Annotated in this window: 18 protein-coding genes; 16 read left to right on the top strand and 2 right to left on the bottom strand. The window is 71.6% G+C overall.

Features of this window, described 5'->3' with window-relative positions; genetic code table 11:
• The 15 genes from BKE38_RS32285 to BKE38_RS21075 all read left to right on the top strand — a co-directional run.
• On the top strand, nucleotides 1-2,435 hold a 2,435-nt coding region (locus BKE38_RS32285), incomplete at its 5' end, for a beta strand repeat-containing protein (protein WP_207553632.1).
• A 78-nt stretch (nucleotides 2,436-2,513) separates the two neighbouring features.
• The gene (locus BKE38_RS21140; protein WP_076959221.1) at nucleotides 2,514-3,383 is read left to right on the top strand and encodes an FkbM family methyltransferase; all 870 of its coding nucleotides are present in this window, start codon (nucleotides 2,514-2,516) and stop codon (nucleotides 3,381-3,383) included.
• A 68-nt stretch (nucleotides 3,384-3,451) separates the two neighbouring features.
• Nucleotides 3,452-4,051 carry a class I SAM-dependent methyltransferase gene (locus tag BKE38_RS21135; protein ID WP_076959220.1) on the top strand — a complete coding sequence of 200 codons (600 nt, stop codon included), beginning with the start codon at nucleotides 3,452-3,454 and terminating at the stop codon, nucleotides 4,049-4,051.
• Nucleotides 4,052-4,155: 104 nt separating this feature from the next.
• The gene (locus BKE38_RS21130) at nucleotides 4,156-5,373 is read left to right on the top strand and encodes an ABC transporter substrate-binding protein (protein WP_076959219.1); all 1,218 of its coding nucleotides are present in this window, start codon (nucleotides 4,156-4,158) and stop codon (nucleotides 5,371-5,373) included.
• 10 nt (nucleotides 5,374-5,383) lie between these two features.
• The gene (locus tag BKE38_RS21125; protein WP_076959218.1) at nucleotides 5,384-6,247 is read left to right on the top strand and encodes a branched-chain amino acid ABC transporter permease; all 864 of its coding nucleotides are present in this window, start codon (nucleotides 5,384-5,386) and stop codon (nucleotides 6,245-6,247) included.
• Nucleotides 6,244-7,209: a branched-chain amino acid ABC transporter permease gene (locus BKE38_RS21120; RefSeq protein ID WP_076959217.1), complete on the top strand. Its 966-nt coding sequence runs from the start codon at nucleotides 6,244-6,246 to the stop codon at nucleotides 7,207-7,209. Before BKE38_RS21125 ends, BKE38_RS21120 begins: the two co-directional genes overlap by 4 nt.
• Nucleotides 7,206-7,931 carry an ABC transporter ATP-binding protein gene (locus tag BKE38_RS21115; RefSeq protein ID WP_076959216.1) on the top strand — a complete coding sequence of 242 codons (726 nt, stop codon included), beginning with the start codon at nucleotides 7,206-7,208 and terminating at the stop codon, nucleotides 7,929-7,931. Before BKE38_RS21120 ends, BKE38_RS21115 begins: the two co-directional genes overlap by 4 nt.
• Entirely contained in the window at nucleotides 7,921-8,646 is a 726-nt protein-coding gene (locus tag BKE38_RS21110; RefSeq protein ID WP_076959215.1) for an ABC transporter ATP-binding protein, read from the top strand. The genes BKE38_RS21115 and BKE38_RS21110 overlap by 11 nt, the downstream gene beginning before the upstream one ends.
• Nucleotides 8,647-8,706: 60 nt before the next feature.
• Nucleotides 8,707-9,444, top strand: coding sequence for a GntR family transcriptional regulator (locus tag BKE38_RS21105; protein WP_076959214.1), 738 nt, complete (start codon nucleotides 8,707-8,709; stop codon nucleotides 9,442-9,444).
• Nucleotides 9,445-9,505: 61 nt separating this feature from the next.
• Complete coding sequence (locus BKE38_RS21100) at nucleotides 9,506-10,750, top strand: alpha/beta fold hydrolase (protein WP_076959213.1); 1,245 nt, start codon at nucleotides 9,506-9,508, stop codon at nucleotides 10,748-10,750.
• A 59-nt stretch (nucleotides 10,751-10,809) separates the two neighbouring features.
• Nucleotides 10,810-11,217 (top strand): carboxymuconolactone decarboxylase family protein, encoded by a 408-nt coding sequence (locus BKE38_RS21095; RefSeq protein ID WP_076959212.1) that lies wholly within the window; start codon nucleotides 10,810-10,812, stop codon nucleotides 11,215-11,217.
• Complete coding sequence (locus BKE38_RS21090; protein WP_076959211.1) at nucleotides 11,214-12,122, top strand: NAD(P)-dependent oxidoreductase; 909 nt, start codon at nucleotides 11,214-11,216, stop codon at nucleotides 12,120-12,122. The genes BKE38_RS21095 and BKE38_RS21090 overlap by 4 nt, the downstream gene beginning before the upstream one ends.
• Nucleotides 12,123-12,183: 61 nt before the next feature.
• The gene (locus BKE38_RS21085) at nucleotides 12,184-13,173 is read left to right on the top strand and encodes a Bug family tripartite tricarboxylate transporter substrate binding protein (protein ID WP_207553631.1); all 990 of its coding nucleotides are present in this window, start codon (nucleotides 12,184-12,186) and stop codon (nucleotides 13,171-13,173) included.
• A 115-nt stretch (nucleotides 13,174-13,288) separates the two neighbouring features.
• A complete protein-coding gene (locus tag BKE38_RS21080; protein ID WP_076959210.1) occupies nucleotides 13,289-14,044 on the top strand; it encodes a GGDEF domain-containing protein in 756 nt (251 codons plus the stop codon).
• Between the two features lie 58 nt (nucleotides 14,045-14,102).
• The gene (locus BKE38_RS21075) at nucleotides 14,103-14,543 is read left to right on the top strand and encodes an MgtC/SapB family protein (RefSeq protein ID WP_242662521.1); all 441 of its coding nucleotides are present in this window, start codon (nucleotides 14,103-14,105) and stop codon (nucleotides 14,541-14,543) included.
• Here BKE38_RS21075 and BKE38_RS21070 read toward each other — a convergent pair.
• Together BKE38_RS21070 and BKE38_RS21065 are read right to left on the bottom strand one after the other, a co-directional pair.
• A complete protein-coding gene (locus tag BKE38_RS21070; protein ID WP_076959208.1) occupies nucleotides 14,540-15,826 on the bottom strand; it encodes a hypothetical protein in 1,287 nt (428 codons plus the stop codon). The two genes, BKE38_RS21075 and BKE38_RS21070, sit on opposite strands and share 4 nt — an antisense overlap.
• Nucleotides 15,823-16,443: a DinB family protein gene (locus BKE38_RS21065; protein WP_242662520.1), complete on the bottom strand. Its 621-nt coding sequence runs from the start codon at nucleotides 16,441-16,443 to the stop codon at nucleotides 15,823-15,825. Before BKE38_RS21065 ends, BKE38_RS21070 begins: the two co-directional genes overlap by 4 nt.
• Nucleotides 16,444-16,588: 145 nt before the next feature.
• On the opposite strand from BKE38_RS21065, the gene BKE38_RS21060 reads away from it, so the two are divergent.
• Nucleotides 16,589-17,608, top strand: a complete 1,020-nt coding sequence (locus tag BKE38_RS21060) for an ABC transporter ATP-binding protein (RefSeq protein WP_076959207.1) — start codon at nucleotides 16,589-16,591, stop codon at nucleotides 17,606-17,608.
• The last annotated feature ends 2 nt before the right edge of the window (nucleotides 17,609-17,610 follow it).

Genomic DNA, 17,610 nt, shown 5'->3' with positions numbered 1-17,610 from the left:
TGACCACCACCCAGGTGGGCGCGCTGACCACGACGCAGCTGGCCGCCCTGACCACCGCGCAGGTGCTGGGCTTCGAGACCACCGACCTGGCCGCGCTGGCCACCTCGCAGATCGTCGGCCTCGGCTCGGCGCAGCTGGCGGCGCTGACCACGGCGCAGTTCGTGGGGCTCGAATCGACCGATGTCGCGGTGCTGACCACGGCGCAGCTGAAGGGCCTGACCACCGCCCAGGTGGCGGCGATGACCACGACGCAGCTGGCCGCCGTCACCACGACCCAGCTGGCCGCGCTGTCGACCGGCCAGGTCATGGGCTTCAACACCACCGACATCGCGGCGCTGACCACGACGCAGATGGCCGGCCTGACCGCGCCACAGCTGGGCGCGCTGACGACGACGCAGCTGCGCGGCTTCGAGACCACGGATCTGGCGGTGCTGAACACCACGCAGATCCGTGGCCTGCAGGCCAGCCAGATCGGCGCCCTGACCACGACGCAGCTCGACGCCATCAACACCACCCAGGTGGCGGCGCTGACCACGACGCAGCTGGCCGGGCTGACCACCACCCAGGTGGCGGCGCTGTCGACCACGCAGGTGGGCGCGCTGTCCACCGGCCAGCTCGCCTCGCTGTCGACCAGCCAGCTGCGCGGCTTCGAGACCACCGACCTGGTGGCGCTGACCACGACGCAGATCCTGGGCCTGACCACCGGCCAGCTGGCGGCGCTCAGCAACGCCCAGGTCGCGGCGCTGGAATCGACCGATGTGGGGGTGCTGAACACCACCCAGATCCGCGGCCTGACCTCCAGCCAGCTCGGCGCGCTGACGACCACGCAGCTGGGCGCGCTGTCCACCACCCAGGTCGCCGCGCTGACCACGGCGCAGGTGAAGGGGCTGACCACGACGCAGGTCGGCGCGCTGACCACCACCCAGGTGGGCGCGCTCTCGACCGGCCAGCTGGCGTCGCTGACCACGGCGCAGATGCGCGGCTTCGACACCACCGACCTGGCCGTGCTGACCACCACCCAGGTGCGCGGGCTGAGCTCGGCGCAGCTGGGCGCGCTGACCACGACGCAGATGGAGGCGGTGACCACCACCCAGCTGGGCGCGCTGACCAGCACCCAGCTGCAGGGCCTGACCACCACCCAGGTGGCGGCGCTGACCACGACGCAGCTGCCGGGCCTGTCCTCGACCCAGATCGGCGCGCTGACCACCGCGCAGGTGAAGGGCTTCGAGACCACCGACATCGCCGCGCTCGGCACCAGCCAGATCGTCGGGCTGAGCTCCGGCCAGGTGGCGGCGCTGACCACCGCCCAGCTGGTGGCGATCGAGACCACCGACCTCGCGGTGCTGACCACGGCGCAGCTGCGTGGCCTGACGGCCACCCAGGTGACGGCGCTGACCTCGACCCAGGTCACCGCCCTGACCACGACGCAGCTGGGCAGCCTGACCGCCGCCCAGATCAAGGCGGTCGACACCACCGACATCGCGGCGCTGACCACGACGCAGATGGCGGGCCTCGGCTCCGGCCAGGTCAGCGCCCTGACCACCACCCAGGTGGTGGCGCTGGAATCGACCGACCTGGCGGTGCTGACCACCACCCAGCTGCGCGGCCTGACCACCGGCCAGCTGGCGGCGCTGAACACCACCCAGCTGGGGGCGCTGACCACCACCCAGGTGGCCTCGCTGAACTCGGCCCAGGTGGTGGGCTTCACCTCGACCCAGGTGGCGGCGCTGACCACCACCCAGGTCGTGGCGCTGACCACCACCCAGATCGGCGCCCTGAGCACCGCGCAGCTGCGCGGCCTCGAGACCACCGACCTGGCGGCGCTGACCACGACGCAGATGGCGGGGCTGACCTCGACCCAGCTGGCCGGGCTGAGCAACGCCCAGCTGCAGGCCATGGAGAGCACCGATGTCGCGGTGCTGACCACGGCGCAGCTGAAGGGCCTGACCACCGGCCAGGTGGCCGCGCTGACCACCACCCAGGTCTCGGCGCTGACCACCACCCAGCTGCGCGGCCTGGCCACCGGCCAGATCCGCGGGCTCGAGACCAGCGACATCGCCGTGCTCAGCACCACCCAGATCGGCGGGCTGACGGCGACGCAGCTGAACGCGCTGACCACCGGCCAGGTGGTCGGGCTGACCACCACCGGGCTGGCGGCGCTGACCACGACGCAGGTCAGCGGCCTCGGCACCGAGCTGATCGGCAGCCTGTCCACCACCCAGGTGGTGGCGCTGACCAGCACGGCGGTGACCTCCCTGACCACCACCCAGATGGCCGGCTTCACCACGGGCCAGCTGGCGGCGCTGACCACGACGCAGATCACCGGCCTGGAGACCTCCGACATCGTGGCGCTGACCGACACCCAGGTGGCGGCCTTCACCTCGACCCAGATCGGTGCGATGGACAACAACCAGGTGAGCGCCCTCTTCCTCTGAGGGCTCTCGCCGCCCGCCGCCGCAACCCGCGGCGGCGGGCGATGGTTCCTGCTGTCGAATGGTGAGGAAGGCTCGGGGATGAGCGACGCCGCCAGCTTCAACGCGCTCTCGGGCCTCGACCTCCGGGTCAGGGTCGTCGATATCGGCGCCAATCCGATCGACAGCGACCCGCCCTATGCCGGGATGCTGCGGCGCGGCGCGGCCGAGGTGGTCGGCTTCGAGCCCAATCCGGATGCGCTGGCGGTGCTGGACCAGCGCCGCTCCGCGCTCGAGCGCTATTTCCCGCATGCGGTGGGCGATGGCCGGCGGCACACGCTGAAGATCTGCCAGGCGCCGGGGATGACTTCTCTTCTTGAGCCGGATCCTGCGATCCTCGGCCTGTTCCACGGCTTCCCCGACTGGGGGACGGTGCTGGGGCGGGAGGAGATCGACACCGTCCGCCTGGACGACGTCCCCGAGACCGAAGGCGCCGACCTGCTCAAGCTCGACATCCAGGGCGCCGAGCTGATGGTGCTGCAGAACGCGGTGCAGCGCCTGGCGCATGCCTCGGTGATCCAGGCCGAGGTCGAGTTTCTGCCGCTCTACAAGGACCAGCCCCTGTTCGGCGACGTGGAGCGCTTTCTCCGCGGCCAGGGTTTTGTTTTTCATCGCTTCTTCCCGGTCGTAAGCCGGACGATCCGGCCGATGCTGGTCGACCAGAACATCTATGCCGGGCTTTCGCAGCTGGTCTGGGCCGACGGGCTGTTCCTGCGCGACTTCACCAAGCCGGCGGCACTGACTGACCACCAGCTGCTGGCCATGTCGGCCATCCTGCACGACTGCTACCAGTCCTACGACGTCGTGCTGCACCTGCTGGGCGAGCATGACCGGCGCCATGCCGGCAGCCTGGCCGCGACCTATTTCACCGCGCTGCAGGCGGTGCCGCGGGCCGTCCCCCAGACCGCCTGAGGGCTGGACGCCGCCGGCCCGCCATGGGCACCCTAGTATCTCTCAGCCCTCTCTCCGGAAGCCGGACCATGACCGAAGCCGAGACCCCCGCCGCCGCCTCGGCCCCCACCCAGCGCCGCACCGTCCTGCATGTCGGCTGCGGCCCGGCCAGCCCGCACAAGCTGCCGCCGGCCTTCTTCCCGGCCGGCGAATGGCAGGAGGTCCGCCTCGACATCGACCCCTCGGTCGCCCCCGACATCATCGCCTCGATCACCGACATGGCGGCCGTCGCCTCGGCCTCGGCCGATGCGGTCTGGTCCTCGCACAACCTCGAGCATCTCTACCCGCATGAGGTGCCGGTCGCCTTCGCCGAGTTCCGCCGCGTGCTGAAGCCCGGCGGCTTCGCGCTGATGACGATGCCCGACCTGCAGCAGGTCGCGGCGCTGGTGGCGCAGGACAAGCTGGGCGACGCCGCCTATGTCTCGCCGGCCGGGCCGATCACGCCGCTCGACATGCTCTACGGGCTGAACAGCGCGCTGGCCCAGGGCAACCACTACATGGCGCACAACACCGGCTTCACCGCTCGCACCCTGGAGGCCGGGCTGCGCGCAGCCGGCTTCCCGGTGGTGCGCGTGGTGCGGGACGGCAACTTCGCCCTCTGGGCGACCGCCTATATGGCGGCGCCCTGACCCCGGGGCGGTCGACGAAAAACAGTCGGACAATCTGATAGCGGATTGACGGGCGGCGGCCCGGCGGCCTTGGATGATTCCAACAAGACTGGAGGAATCATCCGATGCAGCAGGTGCATGCCGCTGCTGGCGCCTCGCGCCGGCGGCTGCTGACGGGGACGGCTGGCCTGGTGGCGGCGCCCTTTGTCATACGATCCGCCCGCGCCGCCGAGGCGGTCAGCATCGGCGTGGTCATGCCGCTCTCCGGCGCCAACGCCCAGTTCGGCATCAACGCCCGCAACGGCGTGCAGTTCGTCGCCGACCAGATCAACGCGGCCGGCGGCATCAAGGCGCTGGGCGGCGCCAAGATCGAGCTGGTGGTGGCCGACGCCACCTCGTCGCCGACCAACGCCGCCTCGGTCGCGCAGCGGCTGATCACCCAGAACCGGGTGCTGGCGATGATCGGCGCCTTCGCCTCCTCGCTGACCATCGCCATCTCCGAGATCACCGAGCGGCGCAACCTGCCGCTGCTGACCATGTCCTTCTCGGACGAGATCACCGGCCGCGGCTTCAAGAATATTTTCCAGGTCGTCGCCAAGGCCTCGGTGCTGGGCAAGGCGCAGCTCGACCTGACGATGCAACTGGCCCAGGCGGCGGGCCAGAAGCTCGAGCGCATCGCCATCATGTACGAGGACACCGCCTACGGCACCTCGCAATCCGGCGGGCTGCGCGCCGCCGCCAAGGCGGCCGGCGTCGAGGTGGTGATGGACGAGGCGTATCCGCTGGGCATCACCGACGTCACGCCGCTGATCAACAAGCTGCGCGGCGCCAATGCCCAGGCGGTCTTCCCGGTTTCCTACCTGAATGACAGCCTGCAGATCATCCGCGCCATGCGGGCGCAGCAGATCGACATCCCGACCATCGGCGGCGCGGCGGGCTATGTCATCCCCGACTTCGCCCGCGGCCTCGGCCCTGCCGCCGAGGGGGTTCTTTCCATCTCCCCGGCGAATTACGACCTGGCGCCCGAGCTGACGGAGCCGTTCCGGCAGCGCTTCGGCTATTTCATGGTGCATGAGGCGCTGGAGAACGGCGTCTGCCTGTCCGTCGTCGCCGAGGCGCTGGAGAAGACCGGCAAGGCCGACCGCGAGGCCTTGCGCGACGCGCTGCGCGGCCATCGCTTCGAGACGGGCCTGGCCAAGGCAATGACCGGCGGCGCCGTGCAGTTCGACGCCACCGGCCTCAACACCCTCTCCGAGCCGGTGATGGTGCAATGGCGCGGCGACCAGCTGGTCACCGTGGCGCCCGGCCACCTGGCGCGCGCCCAGGCCGTCTGGAAGCGCTGAGGCCGATCGGATGCTGAGCCTGGCGCAGGCCGTGCTGGACGGGGTGATGATCGGCGGGGTCTATGCCGTCATTTCCATGGGGCTGACCCTGGTCTTCGGGGTCATGGGGATCGTCAATTTCGCCCAGGCGCAGTTCCTGATGCTGGGCATGTTCGTCGCCTGGTTCGCCTGGCGCTTTTTGGGCATCGATCCGCTGCTGGGGTCCTTTCTGGCCTTCGGGGCGATTTTCGCTTTGGGCTGGGCGCTGCAGGCGACGCTGTTCCGCCGCGTGCTGGCAGCACCCCCCGTCGCCCAGATCTTCCTGACCGTCGGCCTGATCATCGTGCTGGAGAATTCGGCGCTGCTGCTCTTCGGCTCCGAATTCCGTTCGGTGGCGACGCCCTACCAGACCGCCTCGCTGCGGCTGGGCGAGCTTTTCGTCAATGTCCCCTATCTGGCGGCCTTCCTGCTGTCGGTGGTCTGCGGCGGGCTGCTCTGGTGGTTCCTCGACCGCAGCTGGTTCGGCCGCGCCATGCGGGCCACCGCCCAGGACCCGATGGCGGCCCGGCTGATGGGGATCGACGCCGCCCGCATGCACCGCCTGGCCTTCGGGCTGGGCGTCGGCCTGTCGGCCTTCGGCGGCGCGGCCATCCTTCCCTACCTGACCGTCTATCCGACGGTCGGCAGCCAGTTCTCCGTGCTGATGTTCACCGTCGTCGTGCTGGGGGGCCTCGGCAGCATCGCCGGCGCGGTGGTGGGCGGCGTCGCGGTCGGCGTCATCCAATCGGTCTCCACCCTGGTCTTCCCGATCCAGCTGCAGAACCTGGTCCTGTTCCTGCTGTTCATCGCCGTGCTGGCGCTGCGGCCGGAGGGGCTGATGGGGGGCAGCCGATGAGCCGCGCCCTGGTCGCCCTGGCGCTGCTGGCCGCTGCCCTGCTGCCGCTGGCGCTGGAATCGGAGGGCTACGCCATCCATGTCCTGACCCTGGCGCTGCTCTTCGCAGCCCTCGGCCAGGCCTGGAACATCGTGGGCGGGTTGGCGAACCAGATGTCGCTGGGCCATGCCGCCTTCTTCGGCATCGGCGCCTATGCCGCCACCATCCTGCAGATCCGCTTCGGCCTGTCGCCCTGGCTGGGCCTGGTCGTGGCGCTGGCGCTGGGCGGGCTGGCCGCGGCGCTGATCAGCCTGCCCACCATGCGGCTGCGCGGCCATTACTTCGCCCTCGCCACGCTGGCCTGCGGCGAGGTGATGCGCGTCATCGCCAACACCGCAGCACCCCTGACCGGTGGCCCCGCCGGCATCTCCGTCCCCTTCGGCGCCGAGGGCGTCTGGATGATGCGCTTCGAGGGCGGAAGGCCGATCTATTGGCTAATGCTCGGCGCCCTGGTCGTCGTGACCGTGGTCTTCGAGGTGATCCGCCGCGGCGCGCTGGGCTACCGGCTGCGCGCCGTGCGGGAGAACATCGCCGCCGCCGAGGCCATCGGCGTCGACACGGCGCGGGTCAAGCTGCAGGCCGCCGTCATCTCCGGCGCGCTGACCGCGGCGCTCGGCGTGCTCTATGCCCAGTTCAACTTCTTCTTCGACCCCGACACGGTCTTCGGCGTGGCCAGCATCTCGGTGCGCATTGCGCTGATGGCCATCATCGGCGGCATCGGCACGGCGGCGGGGCCGATCCTGGGCGCGCTGATCGTCATCCCGCTGGAGGAATTCGCCAATGCGGCCCTGTCCGACCGCGCGGCTGGGCTGTCGCAGCTGGTCTATGGCGCGGTGCTGATCGCCATGGTGCTGGTCGAGCCGCGCGGCCTGATGGCGCTCCGGTTTTCCTGGACGTTCCGCCCGCGGAGGGCTTCGGCATGAGCGCGCCGATCCTTTCCGTCAGTGGCCTGTCCAAGCGCTTCGGCGGCTTGCAGGCGCTGCACGACATTTCCTTCGATGTGGCACGGACAGAGATCCTCGGCGTCATCGGGCCGAACGGCGCCGGCAAGACGACGCTGTTCAACAACCTGGCCGGGCTGCATCGGCCGGATGCCGGGACGATCATGCTCGACGGCGTGTCGCTGGTCGGGCTGAAGCCGCACCGCATCGCCGGGCTGGGGCTGACGAAGACGTTTCAGAACGTGGCGCTCTTCGCCGAAAGCTCGGTGCTGGACAATGTGCTGATCGGCGGGCTGCTGCGGCATGGCGTCGCCGAGGCCCGCGCCTTCGCCCTGCACTGCCTGGAGCAGGTCGGCCTCGCCGGCATCGCGCAGAAGCAGGCGGGCGAGCTGTCCTTTCCCGAGCGTGCCCGTGTGGAAGTGGCGCGCGCGCTTGCCACACAGCCAAAAATCCTGCTGCTGGACGAGGTGATGGCGGCGCTGAACCATGCCGAGATGGAGGCGCTGATGGCGCTGATCCGCCGCCTGCGCGAGGGCGGGCTGACCGTCATCGTCATCGAGCACCACATGAAGGCCATGCTGGCGCTCTGCGACCGCATCATCGCCATCAGCTTCGGCCGCAAGCTGGCCGAGGGCAGCCCGGCCGAGATCGCCCGCCACCCCGAGGTGGTCGCCGCCTATCTGGGACGTGCCCATGCCGTCTGACGCCGTGCCCCTGCTGGAGATCTCTTCCCTGTCAGCCCGCTACGATGCCGGGGAGGTGCTGCAGGACATTTCGCTCACCATGCACCCCCAGGAGTTCCTCTGCATCATCGGCGCCAACACGGCGGGGAAGAGCACGCTGCTGCGCTGCATCTCCCGCCTGGTGCCGCGCGCCCGCGGCAGCATCCGCTTCCACGGGCAGGAGCTGATGGACCAGCCCGCCCATGCCATCCCGGGCCTCGGCATCGCCCATGTGCCGGAGGGGCGGCATGTCTTCCCGGGTATGACGGTCGAGGAGAACCTTTGCCTCGGCGCCTTCGCCATCCGGCATCGGCCCGGGCTGGCCGGGCGGCTGGAGGCGGTCTATGCCCTGTTTCCGCGCCTGGCCGAGCGCCGCCGCCAGCGCGCCGGGACGCTGTCGGGCGGCGAGCAGCAGATGGTCGCCATCGGCCGCGCCATGATGCTCGAGCCCCGCCTGCTGATCCTGGACGAGCCCAGCCACGGCCTGGCGCCGATCATCGTCGAGGAGCTGCACCGCGCCCTGGTCGATATCCATGCCCGCGGCACCTCGGTGCTGCTGGTCGAGCAGAACACGGCGCTGGCCCTGTCGGTCGCCGGGCGCGGCTATGTGCTGGAAGCCGGGCGGGTGGTGCTGGAGGGGGCCGCGCGGTCGCTGGCGCAGGACCCGCGGGTGCGGGAAGCCTATCTGGGGCTGTAGCCTCGCGATCAGCCCTCCGGCTGCTATATGTCAGTCGGACAGGATGGGTGAAGGACCGGCATGGACAGCGTGGCAGCGGACAAGCTCGAGCAGGACAAGGGGGATCAGGGCCTCCGCGTGACGCCGCAGCCGATGCGGCGCCAGGTGGAGGAAGGGCTGCGCGCCGCGATCATCGCCGGCCGCTTCGCCCCCGGCCAGCACCTGCCCGACCGGCTGCTCTGCGAGCTGTTCGGCGCCAGCCGCAGCGTGGTGCGCGAGGCGGTGCGGCTGCTGGAGGCCGAATCGCTGATCGTCGTGCTGCCCAATCGCGGCCCTTTCGTCGCCTGGCTTTCGTCCAGCGAGGCGGCGCAGATCTACGAGGTGCGCGGCGTGCTGGAGGCGCTGGCCGGCGAAGGCTTCGCTATCCGCGCCACCGATGCCGAGAGGGCCGAGCTGCGCGCCGTCTATGAGCGCCTGGCCGCCGCCGGCGAGGCCTCCGACCGTGCTGAGCTGCTGGCCATCAAGCGGGATTTCTACGCCGTGCTGCTGCGCGGCTGCCGCAACCCGATGGTCGCCCGCATGCTGGACCAGATGCTGAACCGCAACAGCCAGCTGCGCGCCACCTCGCTCTCCGAGCCGGGGCGGCTGCCGCACACGGTGGCGGAGATCCGCCGCGTGGTGCAGGCGATCGAGCACCGCGACCCGGAAGGCGCCTGGGAGGCCTGCCGCCACCACGTCAAGCGCGCCGCCGCCGTCGCCATCCGCATCCTGCGCGAGCGGGAGGAGCGCGACGGCACCCCCTATGGCCGCGAGGCCTGACTTGCGCCGCTGACGGATTGTCCGTCAATATTCCTCCCGATAAGAGGGAGAGGAACGGCGGATGCAGGCATCGCTTCCGGGGCTGGACCCCGCGCGGCTGGCTTCGGCCCTGGCCGATCCGGAGCTGCTGGCCGCCGGCACCGGCCTGACCCTGCGCGCCCGGCTGATGAGCGGCGCCGAGGGGCTGGACATTGTCCTGGATGCCGGCCAGCCGCAGGCGCAGCCGATGCGCGGCGAGGCGGAAATCGCCCTCGAAGCCCCCGGCGCCACCTGGCTGGGCGTCCTGTCGGCCCTGCCGCCGCCGGGCAGCCAGTCCTTCACCGCGCTGCAGCTGAAGAACCCGGAGGCGCGTATCGCCGGCGACCCGCTGCACATCGCGCAGGCCCGGGCCTTTCTCGAGCGGCTGCCGGAGCTGCTGCGCCCGCCATTGCCGGCCACGCCGCCGACCCCGCGCGACCTGTCCGGCATCACCGGCCGCTACCGGACCCTGCAGACGGCCGAGGAAAGCTTCGAGATCTTCGTCGAGGAGGCGGGGCAGGGCGTGCCGGTGGTGCTGCTGCACACCGCGGGCGCCGATGCGCGGCAATACCAGGCGCTGCTGGCCGACCCGCAGCTGACGGCGCGGCACCGGCTGATCGCCTTCGACGCACCCTTCCATGGCCGGTCGTCGCCGCCGCTGGGCTGGGATGGCGGCGCCTATCGCCTGACCCAGGCGCGCTACCTGGATTGGGTGGGGGCCTTCCTGCGCGACGTCGTGGCCGAGCCGGCGGTGCTGGTCGGCTGCTCGATGGGCGCCGCCATCACCCTGGTGGCCGCGGCCGAGATCCCCGAGCTGCTGCGCGGCGCCATCGCGCTGGAGCCGCCCTTGCGCGCGCCGGGCCGCAGGAACCCGTTCCTGGCGCATGCGGCGGTGGCGACGGGGCTGCACAATGCGGCCTATGTGCGCGGGCTGATGAGCCCCTCCAGCCCCGAGGCGCAGCGCCGCCGCGCCGGCTGGATCTATGCCCAGGGCGGCCCCGGCATCTATGCCGGCGATCTTTCCTTCTATAGCGACGAATTCGACGGCGCCGTGGTCGGGCCGCGCATCGACACGGCGCGCGTTCCGCTGCAGCTGCTGACCGGCGAATACGACTATTCGGCGCCGCCCGAGCAGGGGGAAGAACTGGCGCGGCTGATCCCGGGGGCGGTGTTCCGCCGCATGCCGGGACTGGGCCACTTCCCGATGACCGAGGATCCCGACCATTTCCTGCAGTATTTCCGTCCCGCGCTGGAAGCGGTGGCGACTGTCAGACAATCTGCCGATTGAGCATTGACCGACAATCCCCGGCGCCGCATCCTGCCGCCCCCAAGCAAGAGGAGGACGCCATGGCGGAAAGCGAGATGTTCGAGAAGGGTCTCGAGGTGCGGCGCGCGGTGCTCGGCGCCGAATATGTCGATGGCGGCATCGCCAAGGCCGACGACTTCATGATGGCCTTCCAGCGCATCACCACCGAATGGTGCTGGGGCTATGCCTGGACGCGCGAGGGGCTGGACCGCAAGACGCGCTCGCTGCTGAACCTGGCGATGCTGACCGCGCTGGGCCGCACGCCGGAGATCAAGCTGCACACCAAGGGCGCCCTGGCCAATGGCGTGACGGTGGAAGAGATCAAGGAAGTGCTGCTGCACGCGACCGTCTATTGCGGCATCCCGGCCGGGCTCGACGCCTTCAAGGCGGCGCATGAGGTGCTGAAGGCGGAAGGCGCCATCCCCGCGACGAAGCCCGCCGCCGAATGAGCGCGATCCGCCGCATCGGCTTCGTCGGCATCGGCAACATGGGCTGGCCGATGGCGGCCAATCTGCTGAAGGCCGGCTTCGAGGTCGCCGTCGTCGATGCCCGCCCCGGCCACGCCCAGAAATTCGCGGCCGAGGTCGGGGGACGCGCGGCGGAGACGGCGGCCGACGCCGCCCGCGACGCCGACGCCATCGTCACCATCCTGCCGACGAGCAAGCATGTCGCGTCGGTCGTGGAGGAAATCGCGCCTGTCCTGGGCAAGGGCGCGGTGCTGATCGAGATGTCGTCGGGCGTGCCCGGCGAGACGCGGCGCATCGCCGGGCAGCTGGCGGCGCAGGGCGTCGATGTCGTCGACTGCCCGGTCTCCGGCGGCGTGCCGCGGGCGAAGAGCGGCGAGCTCGCCATCATGGCCGGCGGCGAGGCGGCGGTGCTCGACCGCGTCGATCCGGTGCTGAAGGCGGTGGGCACGACGGTGCATCGCTGCGGCGGCACCGGCGCCGGCCAGGCGATGAAGGCGCTGAACAACCTGGTCAGTGCCGGCGGCTTCCTGATCGGCATCGAGGCGCTGCTGATCGGCCAGAAGTTCGGGCTGGACCCGGCGCTGATGGTCGATGTGCTGAACGCCTCGACGGGCATGAACAACAGCACGCAGAAGAAGTTCAAGCAGTTCGTGCTGTCGCGCCGCTTCGATTCCGGCTTCGGCCTGGACCTGATGGTGAAGGACCTGTCCATCGCGCTCGAGGTCGGGCGGGATGGGGCGATCCCCACCCCCTTCGCCGCGCTCTGCCGCGAGCTGTGGAGCAGCGCCGGCGGGCTGCTCGGCCCGGGCCAGGACCACACCGCGGTCGCCCAGCTCAGCGAGAAGCTGGCGGGCGGCGCGCTGGGCGGCGGCAACCGCCCGGACTGACCGCGACCGGCCGGGGACAGCATCCCCGGCCCCACCGCGCAAGAGCTCAAGGAAACGGACATTGAACAAGAACCTGCTGAAGGCGGGGCTGGCGGCGCTTGGCCTGGCTGCGGCCACCGCGGCCGCCCCCGCTGCTGCCCAGGACTTCCCTGCCCGCGCCGTCACCATGGTGGTGCCCTATGCGCCCGGCGGCTCGACCGACGTGCTGGGGCGGATCCTGGCGCGCGGCATGGGCAAGGCGCTGGGCCAGACCGTGGTGGTCGAGAACCAGGGCGGCGCCGGCGGCAGCATCGGCACCCAGCGCGTGGTGCGCGCCAATGCCGACGGCTACACCCTGGTCTTCGGCAATACCGGGCCGCTGGCGGCCAATGTCGCGCTCTATCCAAGCCTGGGCTACGACCCGCGCAGCGACCTGGCGCCGATCGGCCTGGGCGCCAGCAACCCCATGGTGATCGCCGCCTCCAACCGGAGCGGGGTGAGGACGCTGGACGCGCTGCTCGGCCGGCTGCGCAGCCTGAAGGGGGAGGCGACCTTCGGCAATGCCGGGGCAGGCTCGACCAGCCACCTGGCGGCGGCGCTGTTCCTGCAGATCACCGGGACCCAGGCGACCGCGGTGGGCTATCGCGGCGTCGGGCCGGCGATGACCGACCTGACGGCCGGCGTGATCGACGCGCTGATCGACCAGACCCTGACCATGATCCCGGCGCACAGGGGCCAGCAGGTGGTGGCGCTGGCGGTCGCCACGCCGCAGCGCCTGCCGCAACTGCCCGACGTCCCCACCTTCGCCGAGGCCGGCGTCGGCCAGTTCAACATGGCGGTGTGGAACGCGCTGCTGGCCCCGGCCGCGACGCCGGCGCCGGTGGTGGCCCGCCTGGTCCGCGCGCTGGACGCCGCGCTGGACGATGCCGAGGTCCGCGCGCGTCTTGGCGAGCTGGCCGCCGTGCTGCCGGAGGGCGAGGCCCGTGGCCCCGAGCCGCTGCGCCAGCTGATCGCCTCCGAGGTCGAGCGCTGGGGCGTCACCATCCGCGAGGCGGGCATCCGGGTGGAATGAACGGCTGCGCCTCACGTTGACGCGAGGTGGCGATCCGCTAAGCATCCGCCGCATGCCGGATGACGACGGCGCCAGGCGCGCTCCCCCAGGCTTCCTCAGGACCCTCTGGGCACCGGTGATCCGCGATCGCCGGGAGCTGCGCCGCTACGTCGCCATCGGCACCCTTGCGGCGCTGGCCGGGGCCCTGGCCATCGACGTCGCCAACCAGCTGTCCTTCTTCATCAGCTGGGAGGTGGCGCTGCGCTCCTGGCTGGTCACCGCCCTGGTGGCGCCGGCCCTGGCCGTTCCGCTGCTGGGCTTCCTGGCGCGCTCGCATCTGGCGCTGTGGGAGGGCAAGCAGGAGATGGCCCGCCTCAGCCGCACCGATTCCCTGACCGGCCTGGCCAATCGCCGCGCCCTGATGGAGGCGGCCGAGCAGGGCGCGGTCACCGCCATGGTGCTGGTGATCATCGACATCGACCGCTTCAAGCGGATCAACGACAGCCTGGGCCATCGCGGCGGCGACCAGGTGCTGCGCATCGTCGCCCAGGCCCTGGCCGAGGAGCTGGACGGCTTCGGCCTGCTCGGCCGGCTGGGCGGCGAGGAATTCGCGCTGATCTCCACCCATCCCGACCCGGCCGCCCTGCTGGCGCGGCTGGAGGCGGCGCGCGCCCGGCTGGCCGGCCAGGCCATCCTGGTCGAGGGCCAGGCGGCCAGCGTCACCATCTCGGCCGGCGCCGCGCTGCGCCAGGCGATGAGCTTCGACGAGCTCTATTCCGCCGCCGACCGCGCGCTCTACCAGGCCAAGCAGGGCGGGCGGAACCGCATCTGCTGCGCGGCGCCGCTGCCCGCGCCGCCGCCCCCCGCCCCGGGCGCCAGCAGCGCCGCCTGACCGTCAACGCCGGCGGCGCCGCGACGTTCCCCCTGCAAACGGGGGAAGGGTGACCGGCTTGTTCGACCTTTCGACCACGGAGCTGCTGCTGCGGCTCGGCGCCGCATCCGGGCTCGGCATGCTGCAGGGGCTGGACTGGGAGCGGCGCGGCTTCCCGGCGGGGATGCGCACCCATGGCCTCTTCGCGCTGAGCGGGGCGCTGCTGGTGCTGCTCGGCCTGGGCGTGGCCGATGTGGTGCTGGCGCGCGGCGGCGAGTCCGACCCGCTGCGGGTGGTGCAGGGGCTGTTCCAGGCCATGGGCTTCCTGGGCGCCGGCATGGTCTTCGCCCGTGGCGGCGACGTGCGCAACCTGACCAGCGCCGCCAGCCTAGTGCTGACCTGCGCCATCGGGATGACGGCCGGCGCCGGGCTGTGGCGGATGACGCTGATCGCCGCGGCGCTCGGGATCTGCCTGTCGGTGCTGGCGCGGCTGCTGAAGCGGCCGAAGGTTGAGGGCTAGGCGAAGGGGCTCCAGCGCCCCTGCAGCCCGCGGCCGATCACCGTCAGCCGCTGCCAGCGCCGCGCCCCGCCGTCGCCGCGCAGCAGCACCAGGGCGCCGCTGGCGAAAGCATGGTGCTCGGCGCGCGTGCCATGCTGCGAGGGGCCCGGCGCGGCCTCGGCGCCCAGCGCCGGATGCGCCACCGGCGCGCCGCGCAGCGGCGGCGGCAGCGCGGCATCGACCAGCCGCCAGGCGGCGGCGTCGTCGAAGCCCTGGCCTTCCGCATGGATCACCAGGGCGTCGCGCCAATGCGCCGCATCGCCCTGGCGGAGGGCGAATCCGGTGGCGCCGGGGAAGCGGCCGGGCAGCGGGCGCAGCCGGGCGGGGTCGGCCGCCGGATGCGCCTCGGCATAGACCAGGGCCAGCTGTGCCTGGGCCGGCCGGGCGATGCCGGGCTCGGGATGCGCGCCCAGCCGCCGCAGCAGCGGCGCCATGCCGGGGACGGGATCGTCGGATTCGGTGGCCGTCAGCAGGGCGGTGGCCCATTCGCCCAGCGCGATCAGCCGGGCCACCGCGGCGGCATTGTCGCCGGCCAGCTCATGCAGGTGGAAGTCCAGCCCGTTGAAGGGCAGCCCCGCCGGCTCCGGCCCGCGCCGCGCGGCGATGATGTCCAGCATCCATCCGGCGGCGTCGAAGGGCAGGTCCTCCGCGCCGGGGGACCAGGCGCCCCAGAGCGGGCCCAGGATGCCCGGCCGCGCGATCTCCATCTCCCGCAGCCGGCGCAGCAGGGCAGGGGCCTCCCCGGCCTCCAGCCCCTCGCCCAGGGCATGGGCGGCGCAGGCGCGGACATGGTCGGATGGATGGTCGAGCAGCGGCAGCCAGTCGGCGGTGGCGCGGCCGCGGCGGTCGACCAGCAGCCGGGCGCCCTCGATCCGCGCCGCCTGGCCGGGGTCGGCGGGGGTCAGCGCCGCCAGCCAGGCCAGCAGCGGCGCGCGGAACGGATCCTCGTCGCCATGCCAGCGGAGCTGGTTCAGGAGGCTGTCGATCAGGTCGGGATGCGCCGGGGCCTGGCGCCCGATCGCCGCAAGCAGGAAGGCCAGCGCCGCCTGCTGGGCCGACGGCGCCGGGGGCGCGTCACCGAAGCGCGAGAAGCTGGCCATGCAGAGCCGCTCCACCGCCGCGTCGCGGATCGCCGGATCGTCGCTGCCCAGCCATTCCGCCATGGCCTGGCGGAAGTCCTCCGCCTCCCCGGCCGACAGCCGGTGCAGCGGGGTCTGGCGCAGCGCCCAGAAGGCGGCGCTCACGCCTGGCCGGTTCCCCAGATCTGCGCCTCGGTCCAGCCGAGCTCGCGAAACTCGCCGGCGCGCAGCGGCGCCTCGCCTTCGGAAAAGAACTCGTCGAGCTGGGGCGGCGCGACGCTGCTGCCGCTCAGCATCGCATGGGCCTGGCCGCGATGGTGGATCTGGTGCTCGAAGAGATGCAGCAGCAGCCGGTCGCGCCGCTCCGCCTGGATGCGGCTGCCGCGATGGACGCGGACGATGCCGTCGAGGTCGCCGGGCGCCAGCCCCTCCACCACCGCCAGCAGCCGCCGGTCGACGGCGTCCTGGGCGGCGCGCAGGCTGTCGATGTCGCGGCAGGGCTCGCGCTCGGCCCAGGCGGCGGGGCCCAGGGTCCCGCCCTCCAGCGCGTCGACATAGAACCAGTCGACGATCAGGATGTGGTTCAGCGTGGCGCGCAGGCTGGGGAAGAAGCCGGTGCGCGGCGCTTCCAGCTCGCCGGGCGCCAGCCGCGCGCAGGCCGCCAGCAGCCGGTGATTCGCCCAGGCATTGTTGTAGGCCAGGCTGCGGAAGGGCAGCAGGACATCGGGCATGGCGCGGTCCTTGGGCAGGGTCGGCGGCGGCAGGGCAGGCGCATCCTGCACGACGGCGCGGCAGTTGCCCAGCCGCTGGGCAGCTTGCCGCCCCCCGACAGCAACGGCCGTGACGCTGATGTGACAGCCGGGCTTGTGCGCGGTGAAATACGATAATAAGAATCATTCTCATGATCACCCGGACGTGGAGCCGCCTATGCCCCTGCTCGAAGTGAATGACCTGGCTGTCCGCTTCGACACCGCCGACGGCTCCATCCATGCCGTCAACGGCGTCAGCTATTCCCTGGAGGCCGGCGAGACGCTGGGCGTGGTGGGCGAGAGCGGCTCGGGCAAGAGCGTGCACGTGCTCTCCATGCTCGGCCTGATCCCCAAGCCACCCGGCAAGATCGTCCGCGGCACCGCCAGGTTCAACGGCCGCGACCTGCTGGCCATGTCCGAGGGCGAGCTGCGCGACATCCGCGGCAACGAGATCGGCATGATCTTCCAGGATCCGATGACCTCGCTGAACCCGGTGCTCTCGGTCCGCACCCAGATCACCGAGGCGCTGATCTGCCACCGCAAGATGGGCCGCGCCGCGGCGAAGCAGCGCGCCATCGAGCTGCTCGACCTGGTCGGCATCCCCGACCCGCACAAGCGCGTGAACCAGTATCCGCACGAATTCTCCGGCGGCATGCGGCAGCGCGTGATGATCGCCATCGGCATCGCCTGCGAGCCGAAGCTGCTGATCGCCGACGAGCCCACCACCGCCCTCGACGTGACCGTGCAGGCCCAGGTGCTGGACCTGATGCGCGACCTGAAGAAGAAGCTCGGCATGGCGATGATCTGGATCACCCATGACATGGGCGTGGTCGCCGGCATCGCCGACAACATCCAGGTCATGTATGGCGGCCGCATCATGGAGCGCGGCCCCACGCGCGCCGTCTTCCACGACACCCGCAGCGCCTATACCTACGGCCTGCTGCGCTCGCTGCCGGACCATGACGCGCCGGTCGTCGTCGATGCCCAGGGGCGCCGCCCCCGGCTGAGCCAGATCCCCGGCCAGCCGCCCGACATGTTCAAGCCGCAGGCGGGCGATCCCTTCGCGCCGCGCAACCCCTATGCCACCGAGCGCTGCCTGGTCGAGGCGCCGCCGCTGCAGCAGGCCCCGGGCGGTGCGCCCGGCCATATGGTGGCCGCCTGGTACGACCTGCGCTCCGTCCGCGAGAAGGCCGCATGACC

The organism is Teichococcus deserti (genome assembly GCF_001982615.1).
In the GTDB taxonomy this organism is placed as follows: domain Bacteria; phylum Pseudomonadota; class Alphaproteobacteria; order Acetobacterales; family Acetobacteraceae; genus Pseudoroseomonas; species Pseudoroseomonas deserti.
This window is presented reverse-complemented; position numbering and strand designations above follow the sequence as displayed.

Excerpts from the sequence above, each read along its gene's own strand:
- BKE38_RS21140 (WP_076959221.1), top strand. The coding sequence starts at position 2,514 with ATGAGCGACGCCGCCAGCTTCAACGCGCTCTCGGGCCTCGACCTCCGG.
- BKE38_RS21135 (WP_076959220.1), top strand. The coding sequence starts at position 3,452 with ATGACCGAAGCCGAGACCCCCGCCGCCGCCTCGGCCCCCACCCAGCGC.
- BKE38_RS21130 (WP_076959219.1), top strand. The coding sequence starts at position 4,156 with ATGCAGCAGGTGCATGCCGCTGCTGGCGCCTCGCGCCGGCGGCTGCTG.
- BKE38_RS21125 (WP_076959218.1), top strand. The coding sequence starts at position 5,384 with ATGCTGAGCCTGGCGCAGGCCGTGCTGGACGGGGTGATGATCGGCGGG.
- BKE38_RS21120 (WP_076959217.1), top strand. The coding sequence starts at position 6,244 with ATGAGCCGCGCCCTGGTCGCCCTGGCGCTGCTGGCCGCTGCCCTGCTG.
- BKE38_RS21115 (WP_076959216.1), top strand. The coding sequence starts at position 7,206 with ATGAGCGCGCCGATCCTTTCCGTCAGTGGCCTGTCCAAGCGCTTCGGC.
- BKE38_RS21110 (WP_076959215.1), top strand. The coding sequence starts at position 7,921 with ATGCCGTCTGACGCCGTGCCCCTGCTGGAGATCTCTTCCCTGTCAGCC.
- BKE38_RS21105 (WP_076959214.1), top strand. The coding sequence starts at position 8,707 with ATGGACAGCGTGGCAGCGGACAAGCTCGAGCAGGACAAGGGGGATCAG.
- BKE38_RS21100 (WP_076959213.1), top strand. The coding sequence starts at position 9,506 with ATGCAGGCATCGCTTCCGGGGCTGGACCCCGCGCGGCTGGCTTCGGCC.
- BKE38_RS21095 (WP_076959212.1), top strand. The coding sequence starts at position 10,810 with ATGGCGGAAAGCGAGATGTTCGAGAAGGGTCTCGAGGTGCGGCGCGCG.
- BKE38_RS21090 (WP_076959211.1), top strand. The coding sequence starts at position 11,214 with ATGAGCGCGATCCGCCGCATCGGCTTCGTCGGCATCGGCAACATGGGC.
- BKE38_RS21060 (WP_076959207.1), top strand. The coding sequence starts at position 16,589 with ATGCCCCTGCTCGAAGTGAATGACCTGGCTGTCCGCTTCGACACCGCC.